At 66.1% G+C, this 21843-nt stretch carries 21 protein-coding genes and 1 tRNA gene; 11 read left to right on the plus strand and 11 right to left on the minus strand.

What is annotated here, in order from left to right:
- The first annotated feature begins 33 nt into the window (after nucleotides 1–33).
- From NF699_10490 to NF699_10500, 3 genes are all read left to right on the plus strand, one after another.
- Nucleotides 34–1554, plus strand: a complete 1521-nt coding sequence (locus NF699_10490) for an NAD(P)(+) transhydrogenase (Re/Si-specific) subunit beta (protein USU03519.1) — start codon at nucleotides 34–36, stop codon at nucleotides 1552–1554.
- 120 nt (nucleotides 1555–1674) lie between these two features.
- Nucleotides 1675–2664: a MarR family winged helix-turn-helix transcriptional regulator gene (locus tag NF699_10495; GenBank protein USU03520.1), complete on the plus strand. Its 990-nt coding sequence runs from the start codon at nucleotides 1675–1677 to the stop codon at nucleotides 2662–2664.
- Nucleotides 2665–2725: 61 nt separating this feature from the next.
- Nucleotides 2726–2801 (plus strand) — tRNA-Val (locus NF699_10500).
- 16 nt (nucleotides 2802–2817) lie between these two features.
- Here the strand turns inward: NF699_10500 and NF699_10505 are convergent.
- The 3 genes from NF699_10505 to NF699_10515 all read right to left on the minus strand — a co-directional run bounded on the left by NF699_10505 (nucleotide 2818) and on the right by NF699_10515 (nucleotide 6588).
- Nucleotides 2818–4536, minus strand: a complete 1719-nt coding sequence (locus NF699_10505; protein USU07049.1) for a histidine kinase famiy protein — start codon at nucleotides 4534–4536, stop codon at nucleotides 2818–2820.
- A 110-nt stretch (nucleotides 4537–4646) separates the two neighbouring features.
- Nucleotides 4647–5372: a hypothetical protein gene (locus tag NF699_10510; protein ID USU03521.1), complete on the minus strand. Its 726-nt coding sequence runs from the start codon at nucleotides 5370–5372 to the stop codon at nucleotides 4647–4649.
- A gap of 4 nt (nucleotides 5373–5376) precedes the next feature.
- Nucleotides 5377–6588 carry a toxic anion resistance protein gene (locus NF699_10515; GenBank protein ID USU03522.1) on the minus strand — a complete coding sequence of 404 codons (1212 nt, stop codon included), beginning with the start codon at nucleotides 6586–6588 and terminating at the stop codon, nucleotides 5377–5379.
- Nucleotides 6589–6961: 373 nt separating this feature from the next.
- Between NF699_10515 and NF699_10520 the strand changes: the two genes are divergently transcribed.
- The 5 genes from NF699_10520 (at nucleotide 6962) to NF699_10540 (ending at nucleotide 10382) form a co-directional block, all read left to right on the plus strand.
- Nucleotides 6962–7243 carry a hypothetical protein gene (locus NF699_10520; protein ID USU03523.1) on the plus strand — a complete coding sequence of 94 codons (282 nt, stop codon included), beginning with the start codon at nucleotides 6962–6964 and terminating at the stop codon, nucleotides 7241–7243.
- A 100-nt stretch (nucleotides 7244–7343) separates the two neighbouring features.
- On the plus strand, nucleotides 7344–7517 hold the full coding sequence (locus NF699_10525) for a type II toxin-antitoxin system RelE/ParE family toxin (GenBank protein ID USU03524.1): 174 nt from the start codon (nucleotides 7344–7346) through the stop codon (nucleotides 7515–7517).
- 79 nt (nucleotides 7518–7596) lie between these two features.
- Entirely contained in the window at nucleotides 7597–9441 is a 1845-nt protein-coding gene (gene typA, locus NF699_10530; protein USU03525.1) for a translational GTPase TypA, read from the plus strand.
- Between the two features lie 197 nt (nucleotides 9442–9638).
- Nucleotides 9639–10013, plus strand: coding sequence for a hypothetical protein (locus tag NF699_10535; GenBank protein ID USU03526.1), 375 nt, complete (start codon nucleotides 9639–9641; stop codon nucleotides 10011–10013).
- A 96-nt stretch (nucleotides 10014–10109) separates the two neighbouring features.
- Nucleotides 10110–10382, plus strand: coding sequence for a DUF3297 family protein (locus NF699_10540; GenBank protein ID USU03527.1), 273 nt, complete (start codon nucleotides 10110–10112; stop codon nucleotides 10380–10382).
- Here the strand turns inward: NF699_10540 and folP are convergent.
- The 6 genes from folP to glmM all read right to left on the minus strand — a co-directional run bounded on the left by folP (nucleotide 10379) and on the right by glmM (nucleotide 16488).
- Nucleotides 10379–11434 carry a dihydropteroate synthase gene (gene folP, locus NF699_10545; protein ID USU03528.1) on the minus strand — a complete coding sequence of 352 codons (1056 nt, stop codon included), beginning with the start codon at nucleotides 11432–11434 and terminating at the stop codon, nucleotides 10379–10381. The two genes, NF699_10540 and folP, sit on opposite strands and share 4 nt — an antisense overlap.
- 188 nt (nucleotides 11435–11622) lie before the next feature.
- Nucleotides 11623–12651, minus strand: a complete 1029-nt coding sequence (locus tag NF699_10550) for a site-specific DNA-methyltransferase (protein USU07050.1) — start codon at nucleotides 12649–12651, stop codon at nucleotides 11623–11625.
- Nucleotides 12652–12942: 291 nt separating this feature from the next.
- Complete coding sequence (locus NF699_10555) at nucleotides 12943–13611, minus strand: ribonuclease HII (GenBank protein ID USU03529.1); 669 nt, start codon at nucleotides 13609–13611, stop codon at nucleotides 12943–12945.
- Entirely contained in the window at nucleotides 13612–14376 is a 765-nt protein-coding gene (thiD, locus tag NF699_10560) for a bifunctional hydroxymethylpyrimidine kinase/phosphomethylpyrimidine kinase (GenBank protein ID USU03530.1), read from the minus strand.
- A 547-nt stretch (nucleotides 14377–14923) separates the two neighbouring features.
- Nucleotides 14924–15148 (minus strand): DUF1272 domain-containing protein, encoded by a 225-nt coding sequence (locus tag NF699_10565; protein ID USU03531.1) that lies wholly within the window; start codon nucleotides 15146–15148, stop codon nucleotides 14924–14926.
- Entirely contained in the window at nucleotides 15148–16488 is a 1341-nt protein-coding gene (gene glmM, locus NF699_10570) for a phosphoglucosamine mutase (protein ID USU03532.1), read from the minus strand. Before glmM ends, NF699_10565 begins: the two co-directional genes overlap by 1 nt.
- 58 nt (nucleotides 16489–16546) lie before the next feature.
- Here glmM and NF699_10575 point away from each other — a divergent pair, with 58 nt between their 5' ends.
- The gene (locus NF699_10575) at nucleotides 16547–17770 is read left to right on the plus strand and encodes a dicarboxylate/amino acid:cation symporter (GenBank protein ID USU03533.1); all 1224 of its coding nucleotides are present in this window, start codon (nucleotides 16547–16549) and stop codon (nucleotides 17768–17770) included.
- Nucleotides 17771–17916: 146 nt separating this feature from the next.
- Here NF699_10575 and NF699_10580 read toward each other — a convergent pair whose 3' ends face one another.
- Nucleotides 17917–19515, minus strand: a complete 1599-nt coding sequence (locus tag NF699_10580) for a peptide MFS transporter (protein USU03534.1) — start codon at nucleotides 19513–19515, stop codon at nucleotides 17917–17919.
- Nucleotides 19516–19643: 128 nt separating this feature from the next.
- Here NF699_10580 and NF699_10585 point away from each other — a divergent pair, with 128 nt between their 5' ends.
- The gene (locus NF699_10585) at nucleotides 19644–20222 is read left to right on the plus strand and encodes a nitroreductase (protein USU07051.1); all 579 of its coding nucleotides are present in this window, start codon (nucleotides 19644–19646) and stop codon (nucleotides 20220–20222) included.
- A gap of 52 nt (nucleotides 20223–20274) precedes the next feature.
- Nucleotides 20275–20631, plus strand: a complete 357-nt coding sequence (locus tag NF699_10590) for a GntR family transcriptional regulator (protein USU03535.1) — start codon at nucleotides 20275–20277, stop codon at nucleotides 20629–20631.
- Between the two features lie 193 nt (nucleotides 20632–20824).
- Here the strand turns inward: NF699_10590 and NF699_10595 are convergent, their stop codons facing one another.
- Complete coding sequence (locus NF699_10595) at nucleotides 20825–21643, minus strand: arylamine N-acetyltransferase (protein ID USU03536.1); 819 nt, start codon at nucleotides 21641–21643, stop codon at nucleotides 20825–20827.
- Nucleotides 21644–21843: the final 200 nt, after the last annotated feature.

The raw sequence follows: 21843 nt of genomic DNA on the forward strand, positions 1-21843 counted from the left end.
CGGCGACAGCAAGACCGATGATCTGGGGGTAGGATGGAACACGTAACCGCAGGCAGCTCGTTCGCTGCCCTCGCCTATCTGGTCGCCGGGGTATGCTTCATCCTGGCGCTGCGCGGCCTGTCGTCGCCGACATCGAGCCAGCGAGGCAACCGCTTCGGCATGATCGGCATGACCATTGCCGTGGTGACGACGCTGGTGACCCACGTGCCCATGCAGGCGGTGCAATTCGTATTGACCGGGCCGGATGGCGCGGTCCCGGTGGATGGCCCGTTGCTCGCGCGGCTCGACCTCGTCACCATCGTCGAACTCGTCGCCGCAATCGGCATCGGCGCGGTCATCGGCATCGTGACCGCCCGCCGTATCGCGATGACCGACATGCCGCAGCTGGTCGCGGCCTTCCACAGCCTCGTCGGCCTCGCTGCCGTCCTCGTCGCCTGCGCCGCCTATCTCAACCCGGTCGCGTTCGGTATCGCCGACCTCGTCATCCCGATGATCGGCGATCCCTTCGCCAACATCCGTACGGTTAGCCGGATCGAGATGGGCCTCGGCGTGGCGATCGGCGCGATCACCTTCTCGGGCAGCGTCATCGCCTTCCTGAAACTGAACGGCAACATGGGCGGCAAGCCGATCATGCTGCCCGGCCGCCACATCATCAACCTCGGCGTGCTCGCCGCGATCCTGCTGCTGATCGCGTACTTCACGCAGGATCAGAGCCCGTGGATCTTCTGGACGATCACGGTGCTGAGCTTCGCAATCGGCTTCCTGCTCATCATCCCGATCGGCGGCGCGGACATGCCGGTCGTCGTGTCGATGCTCAACAGTTATTCGGGCTGGGCGGCGGCGGCGATGGGCTTCACGCTGCACAATTCGGCGATGATTATCACCGGCGCGCTGGTCGGATCGTCGGGTGCGATCCTCAGCTACATCATGTGCCGTGCGATGAATCGCAGCTTCATCAGCGTCATCGCTGGCGGCTTCGGCGCGTCGAGCGACACCGGCGGCGGCGACGGCACCAAGGTCGACCGCCCCTGGAAGCGCGGATCGGCCGAAGACGCCGCCTTCCTCATGAGCCAGGCCGAACAGGTCGTCATCGTCCCCGGCTACGGCATGGCGGTCGCGCAGGCGCAGCACGCGCTCCGAGAGATGGGCGACAAGCTCAAGGAACACGGCGTCCGCGTGAAATACGCGATCCACCCCGTCGCCGGCCGCATGCCCGGCCACATGAACGTGCTGCTTGCCGAAGCGAATGTACCGTACGACGAGGTATTCGAACTGGAGGATATCAACTCCGAATTCGCGCAGACCGACGTCGCCTTCGTCATCGGTGCCAACGACGTCACCAATCCCGCCGCCAAGACCGACAAGACCTCGCCGATCTACGGTATGCCCGTCCTCGACGTCGAGAAGGCCAAGACGGTGTTGTTCATCAAGCGTTCGATGGGCGGCGTCGGCTATGCCGGGGTCGATAACGACGTGTTCTACATGGACAATACGATGATGCTGCTCGCCGACGCCAAGAAGATGGTCGAAGAGATCGTCAAATCCCTCGACTGATCATCGATCTCTCCATTTTGGAGGTGATAATATCGGACATCACGCCGCCGCCATGCCCGATACCACGAAAATGGAGGTGACTGGGCGCGATACCGTCATCGGTCCGCTTATCGTCGTGGCATGGACCAGCTTATGCCCAGCGGCGTCGCAACGATCGGATGCCGCCCGTACCGAATACAGGGGCCGCCGATGCTGCTGATCGCCGACGGGGATACGGACGCCGGGGACGCCATCACGTTAGCGGGCGGACGGTTGCTCCAGCGGGTCGCTTGGCGGGATGCGGAAATGGCATTGCCCCGGCTGGCCAGCTTTCCGGTCCTCGTCATCGAGGCGGTCGGCGTCGCGCCATCGGTGTTGCAGGCGGTCCTGCCGGCGATCGAAGGACATGTCGCCGCTTCGGCTTCGTCCGCCGTTGTGACGATCGCCGAAGACCAGATCGACGTCGTTACCCGGCACCTCTTGGGGCCACGGATCGAGGTGCTGCACGCTCCGACGCTCGCGGATCGGGTCGCGGCACTCCGCCGGGCCACCACCGTCGCCACGCCGGAACTGCATGAGGGATCGTCAGGCAAGGTATGTGATCAGCGGCCGCCTTTTGATCACGGCGGCCCCGACCGGCACGACGACCGACTGGGCCGGTTGAACGACAATCTGTCGTCGATCGCACGGCTGGCCAACGAACTCAGCCGCGATGCCGTATCTCTGCGCAGCGAGATCGCCGATCGGCGCGGGAACTATGGTGCCGAACCCGAGACGTCTGGCGATGCGGTCCGGCTCGACGAGGTGCAGCGTGCGATCGCCCTGCGGCGGCGGCGCGCGATCTCCTTCAGCACCTTTGCCGGCGAAGCGCTGTTCGAGGATCCCGCCTGGGACATGCTGCTCGATCTCTACGCCCACAAATTGAAGGGCACCGACGTCAGCGTATCCAGCTTGTGCATCGCCGCTGGCGTCGCACCCACCACCGCGCTGCGCTGGATCGCGAAGATGACCGACATGGAATTGTTTATCCGCCACCGCGACCCCGACGACAAACGCCGCGCCTTCATGACGCTTTCGCCCCGCGCCATCGATGCCATGGCCAATTACTTCATCATGGCCCGAAAAATTTGACGCTGCCCGATCCCTCTTGCGCATCCCCGTCGGCTTTGGCAGTGCAGAATCACCCGATCGGGGGCGCTTAGCTCAGCTGGTAGAGCGGCTCGTTTACACCGAGTAGGTCGGCGGTTCGAACCCGTCAGCGCCCACCATTTCCGCTTCCTCCGCTCAGGCCTCCGCCGCGCCGAAGTCGGAACGCTGCCGTCGGGGACCGCCACTGCCGCGCCGGTTGAGCGCCTGCCGCACCCGGTCGAGCAATTCCGACCGGCGATACGGCTTGCTCAGCACATCCGTCGCCCGCTTGCGGGGACCATTGACCACCAGTTCCTCGTTATAGCCAGTGGTCAGCAGCACCGAAACGGTCGGATCGCGCTCGATGACCGCATCGGCCAGCATCAGGCCATTCATGCCGCCGGGCATGACCAGGTCGGTGAACAGCAGGTCGAAGTGATTGTTGAGGTGAACGTCCTCGAACGTCTTCAGGCCCTGTTCGCCACTGCCTGCGGTCGTCACCCGATAACCGGCGCTGATCAGGATCTCGCTCGCCAGTGCCAGCACCTCCTCGTTATCCTCGACGATCAGCACGTGCTCGACATAGCCACTCGGGGGCGTCGGCGCGGCGGGTGTCGGCTCCGGCTGGTCTTCCTGCGCCGCCAGCAGGCTGGCGCGCGCCGTCGGAAAGATCATCTTGACCGCGGTGCCGCGCCCCGGCTCGCTGTCGATCTCCAGCCGCCCGCCGGATTGCCGGACGAAGCCGCTCGCCATGGCCAAGCCCAGCCCGGTGCCCTGCCCGACACCCTTCGTGGTGAAGAACGGTTCGACGGCGCGTTCCAGCACCTCTACCGGCATACCCTCGCCCTCGTCGCGCACTTCGAGCGTGACGTAGTCGCCCGCCGCCAGTTCGCGGGCGTTCTCTTCGTCGAGCCGCAACGGCATCGTCGAGATGGTGACGACGCCGCCCTTCGGCATCGCATCGCGGGCATTGTTGACGATGTTCAGCAGCGCCATTTCGAGCTGATCGGGATCGACGACGACATGCGCCAGACCACGGCGCAGGCTGAGGTGCAAGTCGACCCGCTTGTTGATCGAGCTTTCCATCACGTCGCTGAAATCGGTGATCAGATGGCTGAGATCGACGGGCCTTGGCTCCAGCCGGGTCTTGCGGGCGAAGGCCAGCAGCTGCCGCGTCAGCTTTGCGCCGCGTTCGGCCGCCGACTGCGCCGCGACGACGTAGCGCTTCGCGCGTTCGCTGTCCGTGACCGCTGCCAGTAAATCGAGGTTGCCGTTAACCACCTGCAACAGGTTGTTGAAGTCGTGAGCAAGACCGGCGGTCAGTTGGCCGATCGACTCCATCTTTTGCGCCTGGCGGAAGCTTTGTTCGGTGTTGCGGCGGCGAGTAACATCAAGCTGGCTTGCGAAGAAATACAACAGCTTGCCATTGACGTCGTAGACCGGGCCAATGAACACCGCATTCCAGAACGGCGAACCATCACGCCGATAATTGAGCAGTTCGATGGCGATCGACTGGCGTTCCGCGACGGCATCGCGCAATTCCGCGACAGCGTTGCGGTCGGTCTGCGCGCCCTGGAGGAAGCGACAGTTGCGCCCGAGCACCTCCTCTTCCTCGTAGCCGGTGAGGTCGAGGAACGCCTTGTTGGCGAAGGCGATCGGATTGTCCGGTTCGTTGGGATCGGTCAGGATCATCGGCATTCGCGTCATCTCGATCGCGGCGAAGAACACGCTGCCGCGGTCATCGAGACCTGGCCGGGTGATCGTGCTTTCGCGCCAATGATGCAGGCCGGGGCGGCCGATCGGATCGTCGTGGCCGCTATCTATCGTCCCCTGTGCCGGTACGCCCGTCACCCTCTGCCCATCGTCGTCAGTCATCATGGACGACACGCATGGCGCAGTCGGAAGATCGGGACAAGACGGGGCAAAACGTGAGAATGAAGATTATGTAACATCGGCAAGGGTGAACGCCCCATCGACCGCAGGGTTCACTGACCCGCCTCGTCCCGATATTTGATCTCGAGATAGCGACCGCGGGTGGACAGGTTGTCGAGATCGTTCTGCGCCAGCCGGGCGGTCATATCGGAGATCTCCTGCTCGATCAGTTTCAGGCCGGCGACCAGTTCGGCATCCGGCGTCTTCCCATTGCGTTCGACCCGGCGCAGCGATTCAGGAACGCGGGCGTAATCCTTTACGAAAGCAGGCAATTGCTCGCCGATCAGACGGCGCACCTCATAGGCCTCCTCCTCGCGGCCCTCCAGCCGACCGAGCTGCGGCGACAGCGTTTCCAGACGTATGCCGATCTGATCGACCAACCCACGTGCTGGCGCGGGCAGCGCCGGCCGCTGCGCCTCCAGCCATCGCTCGGTCTTGCTCGGCAGCGCCTTGATATCGACCTCTCGCAGTACCTTCTCGCTCGGCGCACGTGCCGCCGGCGCAATGGCGATCGCGATCGTCACCGCCGCCATCAGCAGCAATACGGCGAGCCCGCCGAACAGGCCGAGCGGAACGACCATACCCGCGATGGCCGCTGCAATCAGGATGATGGCGTTGACCGCACAGATGAACGCCAGCCGCGTGCCGACGCCGACCGCCTTGCGCTTCAGCCGCTTGCCGTGAGCGCGATATTGCGCCCCCACCTGGCCGCGGTAATCCTCACTGATCCGCGCCATCGCGGCGCGTGCACGTTCGATCTGCTGGTCGACTTCGGTCATGCCTCTACACCGACTCCAGACGATATTGGTCGCTCGTCGGCCCCTTCAACGCACCCTGCGCGGCACCTTCGGCGCGGGCGATATAGCCCTTCGACTTCTCCACCTCGCTGCCGAGCGCGGTGACGGTGGTCTTCATCGAATCGAGCGCCTTCAGCTTGAAGGTGTCGATCGCATCCATCGTGTCGTAGATGTTCTGGAAGGCGCGTTGCAGCGTTTCCAGCGGGATCGTCGAGGCCGCCGCCTGTTCGTGGATCGCGGCGGTGTTCGAACGCAGCAGCTTGCCGGTCGAATCGATGATGTTGGCGGTCGTCGTGTTGAGCTGGGTGATCGATTCCAGCACCAGTTTCTGGTTGGCCAGCGCCTGCGCCACGGTCACCGCGGTACGCAGCGCCGACACGGTGGTGGTCGATGCACGATCGACACCCTTCACCAGCTCGACGTTGTTCTTCTTGACCAGATCGAGCGCCAGATAGCCCTGCACCGTCACCGCCATCTGGGTCAGCAGGTCCTGCGTGCGCTGGCGGGTGTAGAACAAAGCCGTCTCGCGGATCGCCTTCGCCTTGGCGGGGTCGGTGTGGTCGAGTTCGTTCGCCTTGTCCTCAAGCTTGGCGTCCATCGCCTTGCTGAGGTGGATCATCTGTTCGAGGCGGCCCATCGCCGACCACAGGTTGGCGCGTTCGGTATCGATCGCGGCATTGTCCATCAGCAGCTCGTCCTTGCCGCTGGCGAGGTTCTTGAGAATCGCGCTGATGTGCGTCTGCGACGACTGATAGCTTTCGAAATAATCGCGCATCTTCGACCCGAACGGGATGATGCCGAATATCTTCTTGGGGCCGGAGAGCGCGCCTTTGCGACCGGGATCGAGGTCCTCGATCACGCGGCGTAACTGGGCGAGGTCGGCGCCGACGCCGCTATCCTTGTCCATCGCCCGGATCGGCCGGTCGAGGAAGCGGTTCGACTGGCCCGCCGCCTCGCGAATTTCCTTGGCGCCCATGCCGGTGATCGCATCGACGCGGCGGCCGAATTCGGGGCTGTTGACGTCCTCTGCGATCAGTTCGGCGACGAAGGTGTCGACTCGCGTTTCGAGCTGCGTCTTCTTGACGTCGTCGATCGGCACGAGGCCGGCGGCGCGTTCGGCAGCCACGGTCGGCACCGGATCGGGCGGCGTCAGCACCAGGTCCGGGTGGGCATTAACAGTGTCCACGGTCGTCGCCATCATCGTCCTCCAGCAGGCTGTCGCCCGGTCGTCGTTGGTAATGTGCCGGTTGGCGCCGCCCCGTTCAAGTGTATCATGTGAATAATACGCGCGCCCGAGTCGCCGCAAACCCTTCGCAGGGGAAAGCCACGGTCCGTATCGTGTGAAGTTGAGGAAGTTGAGAGCTTCACGCGTTTAGCGATCGGCCTCAACTTCGCCCCCGATCGAGGGCGCAGCCCCATCCGGCAAGGGCCGGCGGCATGGCCGCCTTCGTTCGCCGCAGGATAGGAGAATGCAGGCATGCCGGAGGGTCTACAGGAGGCTGTCCACGTAGGACAGAGCGGTGACAGCGGACGAGCGAGATAGTAGATAGGTCGGGAACGGAGACGCTCGCATGAACGACATGGCACGGGTCGAATGGGCCGGCGACGAACAGGTGGTCCGCCTGCCCCCGGGCTATCGCGTTGATGCGGCCGAGGTTCGGGTGACGCGCGACGGCAACCGCATCGTATTGGAAGCAACGGATGGCCGGATCGACTCGGCAACGGGCTTGCCGATGGCCGAACTCGAGCGACTGCTCGACGAAGGCGGGGAAGGTGAAGACGAACCTTGGGACGTCGACGAGATCAAGCGTGAAGTCCTTGCCGAACTGGCCGCCGAAAGGGTGGCGCGCTGAGCCGGGTCGCACGCAGCCGCGCCGCACGGCGGGGTGTAAAGGCCTCGCCATGTAATCTGCCGTAAGTCGCCTGCTCGCGCGGATCGACGACAAGCTTGGATTGCTCGCCGACAATCCCAATCTCGGCGCGATGTGGTTCGACGGCTCACGCGGGCTGCGCAGCTTCACGGTCAGTCCCTACATCCTGTTTTATCGACCGGTCCCCGACGGCATCCGCCTCGTCCGCGTCCTCCACGGCGCCCGCGACACCGGCACGGTCCTCAGGGACGTCTGATCCCGACCCCGCCCCTCTTCCCGCGGCGCAACATTTCGGCTATGGGCGCGCCCAATACCCTATCACATCAGGAATTCCCATGAGCCTCCGCAACGTGGCGATCATCGCGCACGTCGACCACGGCAAGACCACGCTCGTCGACCAGTTGTTCCGCCAGTCCGGCACCTTCCGCGACAACCAGCGCGTCGAAGAGCGTGCGATGGATTCGAACGACCTCGAAAAAGAGCGCGGGATCACCATTCTCGCCAAGCCGACGTCAGTCGACTGGGCGCCCCCCGGTGGTGGCGAGAGCATCCGCATCAACATCGTCGATACGCCCGGCCACGCCGACTTCGGCGGCGAGGTGGAGCGCATCCTCAGCATGGTCGACGGCGTCGTCCTGCTGGTCGATTCGTCGGAAGGCGCGATGCCGCAGACGAAGTTCGTGACCGGCAAGGCGCTGGCGCTCGGCCTGAAGCCGATCGTCGTCGTCAACAAGGTCGACCGTCCCGACGCGCGCATCCAGGAAGTGCTGGACGAGGTGTTCGACCTGTTCGTGTCGCTGGACGCGAACGACGAGCAGCTCGATTTCCCGGTGCTCTACGCGTCGGGCCGCAACGGCTACGCCTCGACCGACATGGACGCGCGCGAAGGCACGCTGATCCCGATGTTCGAGACGATCGTAAAGCATGTGCCGCCCCCCGCAGTGGAAGTCGCGGGGGTGCCGTTCACCTTCCTCGTGACGCTGCTCGACCGCGATCCGTTCCTCGGTCGCATCCTGACCGGTCGCGTCAATTCGGGTACGGTGAAGACCAACCAGGCGATCCACGCGCTCGATAACGACGGCAAGATCATCGAGGCCGGTCGCGCGTCGAAGATCCTGTCGTTCCGCGGCCTCGACCGCGTGCCGGTCGACGAAGCCAAGGCGGGCGACATCATCAGCCTCGCCGGCCTGACCGTCGCGACCGTCGCGAACACGATCGCCGACATCACCGTCACCGAGCCGCTGCACGCGCAGCCGATCGATCCCCCCACGCTGTCGATGCGGTTCGCGGTGAACGATTCGCCGATGGCGGGCCGCGAGGGCACCAAGGTGACGAGCCGCATGATCCGCGAGCGGCTGTTCCGCGAGGCCGAATCGAACGTCGCCGTGAAGGTGACCGAAGCCGCCGACAAGGACAGCTTCGAAGTCGCCGGCCGCGGCGAATTGCAGCTCGGCGTGCTGATCGAGACGATGCGCCGCGAGGGCTTCGAGCTGGGCATCAGCCGCCCGCGCGTGCTGTTCGGCGAGGATGAGGACGGCAAGAAGACCGAGCCGTACGAAACCGTCATCATCGACGTGGATGACGAGCATTCGGGTACGGTCGTCGAGAAGATGAATCTGCGCAAGGCGGAGATGACCGACATGCGGCCGTCGACCGGCGGCAAGACGCGCATCACCTTCTCGGCGCCGTCGCGCGGCATGATCGGTTACCATGGCGAGTTCCTGTCGGACACGCGCGGCACCGGCATCATGAACCGGCTGTTCGAGAAGTACGGCCCCCACAAGGGCAAGATCGAGGGCCGCAAGAACGGCGTGCTGATCTCCAACGGCACCGGTGAGGCTAACAATTATGCGCTGGGTCCGCTCGAGGAGCGTGGTATCCTGTTCGTCGGCCATGGCGAGGCGCTGTACGAGGGCATGATCGTCGGCGAGAACGCCAAGCCGGACGACCTCGAAGTCAATCCGATGAAGACCAAGGCGCTGACCAACTTCCGCGCCAGCGGCGGCAAGGACGATCAGGTGCGCCTGACCCCGCCGAAGCGTGCGACGCTGGAGCAGGCGATCGCGTACATCGACGACGACGAGATGGTCGAAGTGACGCCGAAGTCGATCCGCCTGCGCAAGCGCCACCTCGACCCGAACGAGCGCAAGCGCGCGAGCCGGGCGAAGCAGGCGGCGTAAGCCTCTCTATCCGATGGGAATACGAAACGGGGCGGCCGCGCGAGTGGCCGCCCTTTTTCGTTTAAGCCGCTGCCGGCATAAACCGCATATGAACGCGCCATTCCGGACGGGTTCAGGCCGACCCGTCTAATCCGCTTGCAACACGCTCGGGTCCGTATGCGTTTCCTTCCCAGCGTTGTGATGAGGAGTTCAGCGTCATGAATACGTTGATGAAAAAGGCAGGACTGGGCGTTGCGCTTGCCGCCACCGCCCTGACGGCGGCGGCTCCGGCCGATGCGCAGCGGTATCGCGGTTATCGCCACTACAACCGTGGCGGCGACGCGGCCGCGGGTGCCCTGCTCGGCGGCATCGTCGGTCTTGGTATCGGTGCTGCGATCGCGAGCAACAACCGCGGGCGCTATTATGACCGCGGTTACGACGGCTATTATGATGCCCCGCCGCCCCGCGTGGTCTATCGCAACCGCTATTATGCCCCGCCGCCCCGCGTCGTGGTGCGGGAGCGGTATTACAATTACGCGCCGCGCTACGACTATGGCTACCAAGGCGGTTATGGCTACGGCTACGGCTATTGAGCCGAAGTTGAATTTCGTCGGAGAGGCGGCGCGGGACCCTGGTTCCGCGCCGCTTTTTCGTGGCGGGTGCCGGCCGATGCGGTTAAGCGCGCAGGCATGACCGAAACGCCCCCCGATCGCCTGTCGACCGATCCGTCGAGCCCGTACTTCGACCAGCCTGCGCTGGAGCGCGGCATCGGCATCCGTTTCAAGGGTGTCGAGCGCAAGGACGTCGAGGAATATGACCGTGCCGCGGGATGGATCCGCGTCGCGCTTGGCAAGAAGGTGGACCGGCATGGTCGCCCGCTGACGCTGAAGCTGAACGGCGAGGTCGAGGCGTGGTTCGAACGCCCGGCCGCCGGCGACGACACGGACGCCGCCGAAGCCTAATTTCCCACCAAGGCGCGGTCGCGTAGGCCGCGCCATACCTTCAGCGCCTGCACCGTCGGCGCGACATCGTGGACGCGGAGCAGCTGCACGCCGGCCTCTGCGCCCTTCAGCGCCATCGCCAGCGACCCGCCGAACCTCGCCGCCACCGGTGCCTCGTTATCAAGCGCGCCGATCATCCGCTTGCGACTGGCGCCGAGCATGATCGGACAGCCGAGCCCATGCAGGATCGCGATGCCGTTGATGAGCGCGAGGTTCTCGGCCAGCGATTTGCCGAAGCCGATGCCGGGATCGACGATGATGCGCGATCGTGCGACGCCAGCCGCAGTGACGGCGGCGATCCGCGCCTCCAGCCAGTCGAACACCTCGATCAGCACGTCGCGGTAGTCGGTGCGGGCGTGACCACCCTGCTTTGGATCGGGCGAGTGCATGAGCACGACCGGGCATTGCGCCTTTGCGACCAGCGCCAGCGCGCGGTCGTCCCAAAACAGCGCCGACACATCGTTGACAATGTGCGCGCCCGCCGCCAGCGCCGCCTCCATCACCGCCGCCTTGCGGGTGTCGATCGAGACCGGGGTGCCGCTGCGGGCGAGGCGTTCGACGACGGGGACGATGCGGGCGATCTCGTCGCCTTCCCATACCTGTGCGGCACCGGGGCGGGTCGACTCACCGCCGAGGTCGATCAGGGCGGCGCCGGCGGCGGCCATGTCGACACCGGCGGCTGCGGCGGCTGCAGGATCGTCGGCATGCTTGCCGCCATCGGAGAAACTGTCGGGCGTGACGTTGAGGATGCCGGCGACCAGCGGCTGGTCGAGGCGGAGCGTGCGCTCGCCGAGCTGGAGCGGTGGACGGGGAGCAGTGATGGCGGCGTGGAGCGCAGCGGCGCGGTCCCCCAGCGATCCGACGTCGGCGACCGGGACGGTGCGGCGGGTCCCGTGCTCGATCACCTCATAAGCGGCGAACCATTGCATGCCGCCGGCGAGGCGCGCGACCGTGCCGTCGGGCTGCGTTATGGGAGTATCGACGAACTGGGCTGGGCGAAGGTGGAGCGTCATCGCCGGGGTTCATCCGCCGTCCGATCCAACAAGGCAAGGTGGCTTTCTATTCCCTCTCCCCACGAGGCGCCGCGTAGCGGTGACCGACGGGAAGCGGGCCACGGAGTGGGTGGCTTGCGACGATGCCCCCTCACCACCGGCTGCGCCGGCGGTTCCCCTCCCCCGCTGAAGCGAGGGAGGACTGAGAATTATGGCTGCGTCGCCAGCAGGTAGGTCTGGCGGAGGGTATCGATCGGCTGGAGCTTGCCGCCGGCTTCGTGATGCCAGAAGGTCCAGCCGTTGCAGGCGGGTGCGTTCTGCAACGTCGCGCCGAGTTTGTGGATCGATCCGGTCGCGCCGCAGTCGGACAGCAGGCTGCCGTCGGCGCGGATGGTGACGCGGAAGCGGCGCTTGGCGTCGGTCAGCACCGCGCCGGGCGTCAGATAGCCGTTCTCGACCAGCACGCCGAACGCCACCTTGGGCTGCTGACGCGGGCTCTGCATCGTCGCGAGCGCGGATTCGTCGAGCGGCAGGGCGGCGGCAATGCGTTCCTCCGCCGCCTCGATATAGTCGCCCTCGCGCTCGATGCCGATCCAGTGGCGACCGAGACGCTTGGCGACCGCGCCGGTGGTGCCGGTGCCGAAGAAGGGATCGACCACCACGTCGCCGGGCTTCGTGCAGGCGAGCAGGATGCGGTACAGCAGCGCCTCGGGCTTCTGCGTCGGGTGGACCTTCACCCCGCCCTTCTTCAACCGCTCAGCCCCGCCGCAGATCGGGAATTCCCAGTCCGAGCGCATCTGGAGTTCGTCGTTGAGCGTCTTCATCGAGCGATAGTTGAAGGTGTATTTCGCGCCCTCACCCTTCGACGCCCAGATCAGCGTTTCATGCGCGTTGGTGAAGCGGGTGCCGCGGAAGTTCGGCATCGGATTGGCCTTGCGCCAGACGATGTCGTTGAGAATCCAATAGCCGAGGTCCTGCACCGCCGCACCGACGCGGAAGATGTTGTGGTAGCTGCCGATTACCCAGATCGTGCCGTCATCCTTGAGGATGCGATGCGCCTCCGCCAACCAGGCGCGGGTGAAGGCGTCGTAGGCGGCGAAGGTGTCGAACTTGTCCCAATCGTCGGTGACCGCATCGACGTGGCTGCCGTCGGGACGGAACAGCTCGCCGCCGAGCTGGAGATTATAGGGCGGGTCGGCGAAGACCATGTCGACCGACTTGTCGGGCATCGCGCGCATCGCCGCGATGCAATCGCCGCGGACGATGCTGTCGAGCGGCAACGGCGCCTTCGCCGGCGTCGGCACCGCTGCGCGCGCCGCGATGCGCGGCTGCCTGACCTTGTCGATTACTGGCATGACGTCCCCCTTGCCGCCCTATTCGCGCGAAACAGGGGACTCGCGTCAAGCCTGCAATGGTTAACGCCCGTCGTCGTCACGGCGTCGCGCCGGCGGAACATCCTGAGTCCCGCCCAAGATGTGGGGAACGCGATTCCGGGTGTCCCCCAGCACTGGGGGTGTGACTCAAAAGACTCATCCGGCAAAATGGTGAACATCGAGCGCCAATTGCGGTGAGCCGAATTCGGCATCCGGCGTGATTCGGGCGTAAGCCGCGGCGACGGGAGCGAAACTGCGGCGGTGAATCGGGGTCGGCCCGTGATCGCGCAGTGCCGCAAGGTGGTGCTTGCAGCCATAGCCCTTGTTCGAATGCCAATGGTATTGCGGGTGGGAAGCGGCGTGGTCGAGCATGATCCCGTCGCGAGTGTGCTTGGCGACGATCGAGGCGGCGGCGATCGACAGGCTGTGCGCATCGCCGCTGACGATCGCGGTGGCGGCATAGGACCAGCGTGGCAGGCGGTTACCGTCGACGAGGACATGGCCGGGGTCGCAGCCGAGCTTCGCGACCAGCGCGTCGACCGCGAGCGTCATCGCCTTCATCGTCGCCCAATAGATGTTGAGCGTGTCGATCTCCGCCGGTTCGACGATGCCGATGCCGTACTGCCCACGGGTCTGGATCAGGCCGCAGAGGCGGGCGCGTTCGGGGGCCGACAGCTTCTTGGAATCGTCGATGCCGCGGGGCGTGCCCTTCGCCGGCAGCACCACGGCGGCGGCCACCACCGGGCCGGCGAGCGGACCGCGGCCCGCCTCGTCCACCCCGGCGACGGGGGGCAGGCAGGTTTTTTCGTGCTTCAGTCCGGGCATTCAGCCTTCCAGTTCGTCGAAGGGCGCGACGCCGAGCGCATGTCCCATCGGCCCGTACCCTGCCCCGATGCCGGGCGCCGCCGCAAGCGCCGCCTGCACATAGGCGATGGCCCGCCCCACCGCGTCGGCGAGCGGCATGCCCGCGGCAAGGCCGGTCGCGATCCCGCTGGCGAGCGTGCAGCCGGTGCCGTGGCTGTGGCGGGTTTCGATGCGGGGGTGGGTCCAGATCGTCTCGCCGTCGTCGGTCACTAGGCGATCCTCGACGATGTCGCCCTCTGCGTGGCCGCCCTTCACCAGCACGGCGGCTCCGGTCGCGCGGACCGCCGCCTTCCCGCCGAGTGCGGCGAGTTCGGGCAGATTGGGAGTGACGACGGCGGCACGGCGCATCAGGCGGTCGAAGGCGGCGATCGTATCCGCATCGGCGAGGACGGAGCCGCTTGTGGCAATCATGACCGGGTCGAAGACGATCGGCAGGACGAGCGTGTCGAGCACATCCGCCACGGCATGCGCGGTGGCGGCGGAACCGATCATGCCGATCTTGACTGCGTCGACGCCGAGATCGTCGATGACGCTGCGCATTTGCGCGACGACGATGTCGACGGGGACGGCATGCACCGCCTGCACACCGAGCGTGTTCTGCGCGGTGATCGCGGTGATCGCGGTCATGGCGTGGCCGCCGAGCATGGCGACGGTCTTGATATCCGCCTGGATACCGGCACCGCCGCCCGAGTCGGAACCGGCGATGATGAGGACGCGGGGGATCATGGTTCGTGCCGGAAGTTGCCGAAGTTGACACTACGTGCGGGATGAAAACACGTCCCGCACGGTGCCGTTCGATGGTGGTGGAGGGCGGCGCTTTGGCTGGGGCGCGTCATGGAGGCGGCTATGTCATTTTCAGGGGGTGTAGGACAGCGGGTTTTCGGGTCGGTTGAAGAAGGGTGATTCACGCGGAGACGCGGAGAAGAAGTGAGAGTTTTTGGGGCTGGCTTGCGGGCTGGCGCGCCTTCCCTCCTATCCGTCATGCGGGCGGACGCCGGGACGCATGGATGCGCTGGTGGATGTTGGTGTGCGTTGTCGCTGGCCGTGCGGGTCCATGGGTCCCGCCGTTCGCCGGGATGGCGGGCGGGGAGAGGGTGGCATCCCTCACTAGCGTCGTCGTCTTCGCGCCTTCGCGTGAGCGCGTCTTACTTCTTCTCCGCGCCTCCGCGTCTCCGCGTGAATCACCTTCCTTTTGCGCGCAGAGGCGCGGAGGAAGAGTGAGATGGAGCTGCCCCAAACCATCTCTGCATCCTCTGAACCTTTGCGCGCTAAGTCAGCTTTGGAAGCGGCGCTCGGTGGAGGCCGGGTTCGCCTTGAGCGCCTTGCCGACGCGGGTCGGGCGGTCCATCAGTTCGCCGCCGCAATTGGGGCAATGATCGTCGAGCGCGTCGGCGCATTCGGCGCAGAAGGTGCATTCGTGGCTGCAGATGAATGCACCCGGCGCGTCCGCGGGCAGGTCCGCGCCGCAGCGTTCGCAATCCGGACGCATCTCGAGCATCAGGCAGCAGCCTGGCGGACGGCGTCGCAGATGCGATCGACGAGGGTTTCGACCTGGGCGGCGTCGTCGCCCTCTGCCATCACGCGGATCACTGGCTCGGTACCGGACGGGCGGATGACGAGGCGGCCGGTGCCGGCGAGTTCGGCCTCGGCAGCGGCGATCACCGATTTGACCGAATCGTGCTCCAGCGGCTTGCCGCCGGCGAAACGGACGTTCTTGAGCAATTGCGGCAGCGGTTCGAAGCGGTGGAGCACCTCGCTCGCCGGCGCGCCGGAACGTTTCAGTTCCGCGAGAACCTGGAGCGCGGCGACCAGACCGTCGCCGGTGGTGCCGTAATCCGACAAGATGATGTGCCCGGACTGTTCGCCGCCGACGTTGTAGCCCGACGAACGCATTTTTTCGAGGACGTAGCGATCGCCGACGGAGGTCCGGACGAGGCCGAGACCCTGCGCCGACAGGTGCCGTTCGAGGCCGAGGTTGGACATCACCGTCGCGACAAGACCACCGCCCGACAGGCGGCCGGCGCGCGCCCAGCTGCCGGCGATCGTCGCCATCAACTGGTCGCCGTCGACGACCTTGCCGTGTTCGTCGACGATGATCAGCCGGTCGGCATCGCCGTCCAGAGCGATGCCGATGTCGGCGCCACTGGCGACCACGGTTTCGGACAAGGTTTGCGGGGCGGTTGATCCGACGTCGCGATTGATATTGGTGCCGTTGGGAGTGACGCCGATCGCGATCACGTCGGCGCCGAGTTCCCACAATGCGGACGGCGCGACCTTGTAGGCGGCGCCGTTCGCGCAGTCGATCACCACACGCAGGCCGTCGAGGCGCAGGTTTTCGGGGAAGGTCGCCTTGGCGAAGTGGATGTAGCGGCCTTGCGCATCCTCGATCCGGCGGGCGCGGCCGATCTGCGCCGAGGACGACAACGGCACGTCGCTGTCGATCAGCGATTCGATCGTCATCTCCGCCTCGTCCGACAACTTATAGCCGTCCGGCCCGAACAGCTTCAGCCCGTTGTCGGCGAAGGGATTGTGGCTGGCCGAGATCATCACGCCGATGTCGGCGCGCATCGACTGGGTCAGCATCGCCACCGCCGGGGTCGGCAACGGTCCGACCATCACCACGTCCATGCCGACGCTGGTAAAGCCTGCAACCAATGCCGATTCCAGCATATAACCCGACAGGCGCGTGTCCTTGCCGATCAGCACGCGATGCTTGTGGTCGCCGCGCAGGAAATAGGCCCCCGCCGCCATGCCGACCTTCATCGCCATCGCCGCGGTCATCGCGCCGGCGTTGGTCGCACCCCTGATCCCGTCCGTACCGAAATATTTCCTTGCCATCCCGCCCATTCCGTTCCGCTATGTCGTCCGTTCGTTCCCCGATGCGCCAAGGAACCCGATGTCGCAAGCCACCCGTATCCTCCTCGCGCTCGTCGTCGGTATCGGGCTGGGCATCGCCGCAGTCGCCATCGACAGGGACTGGGCGCTCGCCGCCACCAGCGTCACGCAGCCGATCGGCGAGGCGTGGCTGCATGCATTGCAGATGGTCATCGTCCCGCTGATCGTCGGGCTGCTGGTGACCGGCATCGCGGCGACCGCCGAGGCGGCGAAGGCCGGGCGGATCGCAGGGCGGGCGGTGGCGCTGTTCGTGGTGGTGCTGTGGTGCACGACGCTGATGTCGGCAGCGATCATGCCGCTGCTGCTCGACCTGTGGCCGCTGCCGGAGGCGTGGTCGCAGGCGTTGCGCAGCGCGCTGACCGAAGCGCCGGCGATGGGCAAGGTGCCGACGCTGGCCGATTTCTTCAACACGATCGTGCCGACCAACGTCGTCGCCGCGGCGGCAGGCGATGCGTTCCTGCCGCTGACGGTATTCACGCTCGCCTTCGCCTTCGCGATCACGCGGCTGGAAGACGATGCGCGGCGGCGGCTGACCGACCTGTTCAAGGCGATCACCGATGCGATGCTGGTCATCATCGGCTGGGTGTTGAAGCTGGCGCCGATCGGGATCTTCGTGCTGGCGTACGGGGTCGGCGCTCGGACGGGGGCGGCGGCGTTCGGGGCGCTGGTGCATTATATCGTGCTGGTGTCGTCGATCGGCTTCATCGTGCTGCTGGCGGGCTATCCGGTGGCGCGGTTCGGCGGCGGCGTGCCTTTCCGCAAATTCGCGCGTGCGGTGGCTCCGGCGCAGGCGGTGGCGGTCAGCACGCAATCGTCGCTCGCCTCGCTGCCGGCGATGCTGAAGGGGTCGGCGGAGATCGGCGTCGCCCCGGCGACGGCGGGGATCGTGCTGCCGGTGGCGGTGGCGATCTTTCGTGCGACCAGCCCGGCGATGAATTTGGCGGTGGCGCTGTACGTCGCGCACTGGCTGGGGGTGCCGATCGGGCCGGGGCAGCTGGCCGCGGGCGTGGCGACGGCGGCGATCACGACAATGGGATCGGTGTCGCTGCCGGGTACGATCAGCTTCTTCGCCAGCGTCGCGCCGGTCGCGTTCGCGATGGGGGTGCCGATCGAGGCGCTGGGGCTACTGGTGGCAGTGGAGACGGTGCCGGACCTGTTCCGTACCGTGGGCAATGTCACGATGGACGTCGCGGTGACCAGCGTGGTGGGGCGGCGGGCAGCTTGATTCCTCCCCCCCGAGGGGGAGTTGGCGGCGCGCCAGCGCTGACGGAGGGGAGGTTCGCGACGAGCCTTGTGCCTGCGGAAACGCCCCCTCCACCATTCGCGACGCGAACGGTCCCCTCCCTCGCTGAAGCGAGGGAGGAATAAGGTTCAGCGGGGCCGCTGCTCGTCGCGGGTATCGACGCCCGCCGCTGCAGGTTCGCCGATCGCGGCTTCGCCGGCCAGGGCGTGATCGGGTGCGTCGCCGATCGTATCGAGGTGCATCAGGCGGGTGACGAACGGCGCGAGGATCAGGACCACCACGCCGACGCCCATCGCGAACCAGCCGATACGACCGTAGACCGCCAGCACCTGCGCCGGGCCGGCACCTTCGCCGCCGGTCGCCTGCGCGATCAGGCCGGCGATGAAATTGCCCGCTGCGGTCGAGAGGAACCACGTGCCCATCATCAGCCCGGTCATGCTGGCGACCGATAGCCGCGTCATCGACGACAGGCCGATCGGCGAGAAGCAGAGTTCGCCCATCGAATGCAGCATATAGAGCAGGATGACGAAGATCGCCGGGGTCAGCCCCTCCGCTGGCGCGCCCATGATCAGCGCGAAGAAACCGGCGCCGACGAGGATGAGGCCGATGCCGAACTTGAACGGCGCGGACGGTTCGATGCCCCGCTTCCCCATCGTGGTCCACAATATGCCGAACAGCGGCGCGAGTGTGATGATGAAGAAGGAATTGACCGACTGGAACCACGAGGCCGGCATTGTCCAGCCGAGCACCGTGCGATCGACCGACTGGTCGGTGTAGAGGTTGAGCGACGACCCGGCCTGTTCGAACAGCGCCCAGAACAGCGGCGACAGCGAGATGAGGAACAGCGCGGCGAAGATGCGATGCCGCTCGACCTGCGGCAGCTTCCGGAACGCCGTCATCAGGATATAGCCGATGGTCAGAACCGATCCGACGATCAGCAGCATTCCGACCGCGCCCTGATTGCGCACCAAATACCATGCGACGCCGATCGCGAGGATCGCGGCGGCATAGATCGCCCATTCAATCGACAGGCCAATCGGTGTCTTCGCTTTCAGCGCGGCGGGCACGGGTGGTTCGCCGACATCGTACAGTTCGCGGCGGAACAGCACGAATACGACGAGGCCGAGCGCCATGCCGATCCCGGCCGCGCCGAAGCCGTAGGACCAGCCCATCCGTTCGCCGAGGTAGCCCACCAGCAGCGGGCCGATGAATGCGCCGGTGTTGATGCCCATGTAGAAGATCGAGAAGGCGCCGTCGCGGCGCACGTCGTCGCGGCGGTACAGCTTGCCGACGAGCACCGAGATATTCGCCTTCAGGAACCCGGTGCCGACGATGATGAAGGCGAGCGCGAGGTAGAAACCGTTGAGGGCGCTGCCCTGCACGCCCTGAGGCGCCTCGACCGCGGCGATCAGCAGATGGCCGATGGTGATGAAGACACCGCCCGCCAGTACCGCCTTGCGCGGCCCGAGATAGCGGTCGGATATGTACCCGCCGATGATCGGCGTGATGTAGACCAGCGAGGTATAGGCGCCATAGATCGCGAAGGCGGGCTGTTCGCCGAACAGGAAATGCTTGGTCAGGTAGAAGACCAGGATGGCGCGCATCCCGTAATAGGAAAACCGCTCCCACATCTCCGCGAAGAACAGCATGAACAGCCCGAGCGGGTGTCCGAGGAAGGTGCGGGCATGGGCAGGTACGCCGCCCCCGCTCGCCGATGCACTGGCCATAGGCTCCGATGACTCCAACCGATATCAGGCGCCGTCCCGGTCCGGGCGGCGGATCGCGGCAACGTAACGGCTGGGCGCCCGCTGTAAATATCGGGCGGCACCTCTATGTGTCGGGCATGACCGATCCGATCTTCAACGACACCTCCACGCCGCTGACTCTGCTGGCCACCCGGCGGTCCGGCAAGCCGCGCGATCTGGTCGCGCCGGGCCCCGATCCGGCGCAGCTCGACCAGATGATCGGCATCGCCGCGCGGACGCCCGATCACGGCAAGCTGGCGCCGTGGCGGTTCGTGATCGTCGACGATCGCGATGCCCTGTCGCGGTTGATCGTCGATGCCTATCGTGCGGAACGCCCGCAGGCGGCGCGGGCGGAGATCGACTCGCTCGACCAATTCGCGCGGCAGGCGCCGGCGCTGGTGGTGGTGCTGTCGTCGCCGAGCAGGACGAGCCATATCCCGCTATGGGAACAGGAGATGTCTGCGGGTGCGGCGACGATGAACCTGCTGCATGCTGCGCATGCGATGGGCTTCGCGGGCGGCTGGCTGACCGGGTGGCCGACGTTCTCCACCGCGGTGCGCGATGCGTTCGGCGCGGCGCACGAGAAGATCGTCGGCTTCGTCTTCGTCGGCACGCCCGGGCGGCCGCTGGAGGAACGGCCCCGCCCGGACATGGCACGGATCGTCTCGCACTGGCCCGATGCGGGATGACAATCGGCCTGTTGGGAGTGGACCTTTTCGCCCGTTGCTGTATTAAACCAGCATGACAGCGCTAAGCAACGAGGATAGCCCGGTCTATATCCGGCTGCGGGGAACCATCGCGGCGGGCATCCTGCGCGGGGACTATCGCGCGGGGGATCAGCTTCCCTCGGTCCGGGCGTTCGCCGCCGAGCATGGTGCCAACCCGCTGACGGTGGCGAAGGCCTATCAGAGCTTTCAGGACGACGGCTATGTCGAGGTGCGGCGCGGTGTCGGCATGTTCGTGCTGCCGGGCGCATCGGAGAAACTGCGCGCGGCGGAGCGGGCGAGCTTCGTCGACAATCAGTGGCCGCGGATATTGGGCTATATCGACCTGCTGGGGCTGGATGCCGCCGATCTGCTGGAGCGCGAGCGGGTCTGATTTTCGCGCGCTGTTCGTGGAAGCGCGGATATCCCGGATCTAACCTGTTTTCCGTCATCCTTGCGAAGGCGGAAATCCCTACGCGCCGACCTTTCAGATGGAACAGCGACGGTCGCGGCTATGGATCCCCGCCTGCGCGGCGATGACGATGGGTTGGGGGCGTTACTCTTCGCCTTCGCGCGGACCGACCTTCTTAAAACAGCTCCAGCGCGACCACCTCTTCCGGCGTCAGGTCGATGCCGAACATCAGCGACATGCGCATGCGGTAAACGCGGGGGTCGGTGATCTCGGCGTCCGAACTGTTGTCGCCGGCGCGGCGATGATAGCGGCGGTCGGTAAGGCCGGCCATGCCGTGCGGCAGGACGATGCTGGCAATGGTCAGCTGCGTGAAGCGGCTGCCCGGCGCGGTCGAGGTCCAGTGATTGGACAAAGCCAGATCCGCGTCGAACACTTCGGTTTCGTGGAAGCTGTATTGCGGCATCCAGTCGGCGCCGGTGCCGCGACCGTCGGTGGAGCCGGGATCGCCCTTGCGGCTGAGCATCCAGCCGTGCTGCGCGTGGCGTTCGAGGCGGAACCACGCGCCGTCGGGGGCCTCCGCTTCCCAGCCGTCGACCAGCGCCATCACCGGCGCATAGCTGCCGCCGAAGCCGGCGTCGGCGATCCAGTCGCAGCCACCGATCGTGACGAGGCTGAGCGTATGCGTGAGCGGCGGGGTATCCTCGACACCGAGCCAGACGCGGGCGAGCAGCGGGCGGACCTCGAAGTCAAGCGCGGTCAGCGCGTCCATGAACAGGCGGTTCTGTTCGAAGCAATAGCCGCCGCGCTTGGCGGTGACGAGCTTCGCGAAGACACTGGCGGAATCGATCGCGATGCCGCGGCCAAGGCGTACGTCGAGGTTTTCGAACGGGATCGACAGGCGGTGTTCGCGCTGGAGGCGGCCGAGCCCCTCGGCGTCGGGCGTGACGCGGGCGGGGAGATTGATGCGAGCGAGATAGGCGTCGAGGTCGAACATGCGTGTTCTGTGACGGGCGGGATGGCGGTGTGCAAGGGTTTGGCGGCTCGTAAGGGAGTGCGTAACTTCCTTCCCCTTCCATCATTCGGCTCCTTCCGAACGGTGCCCGACGCCGGGAAGAAATCCAGGGTGCGTGACCTTTGGCGTTCTTCGGTCCTCCCCCGCGAGGGGGAGGTGGCGCGTCCGCAGGGCGTGACGGA

The sequence above is a fragment of the Sphingomonadaceae bacterium OTU29LAMAA1 genome, from assembly GCA_024072375.1.
GTDB lineage: Bacteria > Pseudomonadota > Alphaproteobacteria > Sphingomonadales > Sphingomonadaceae > Sphingomonas.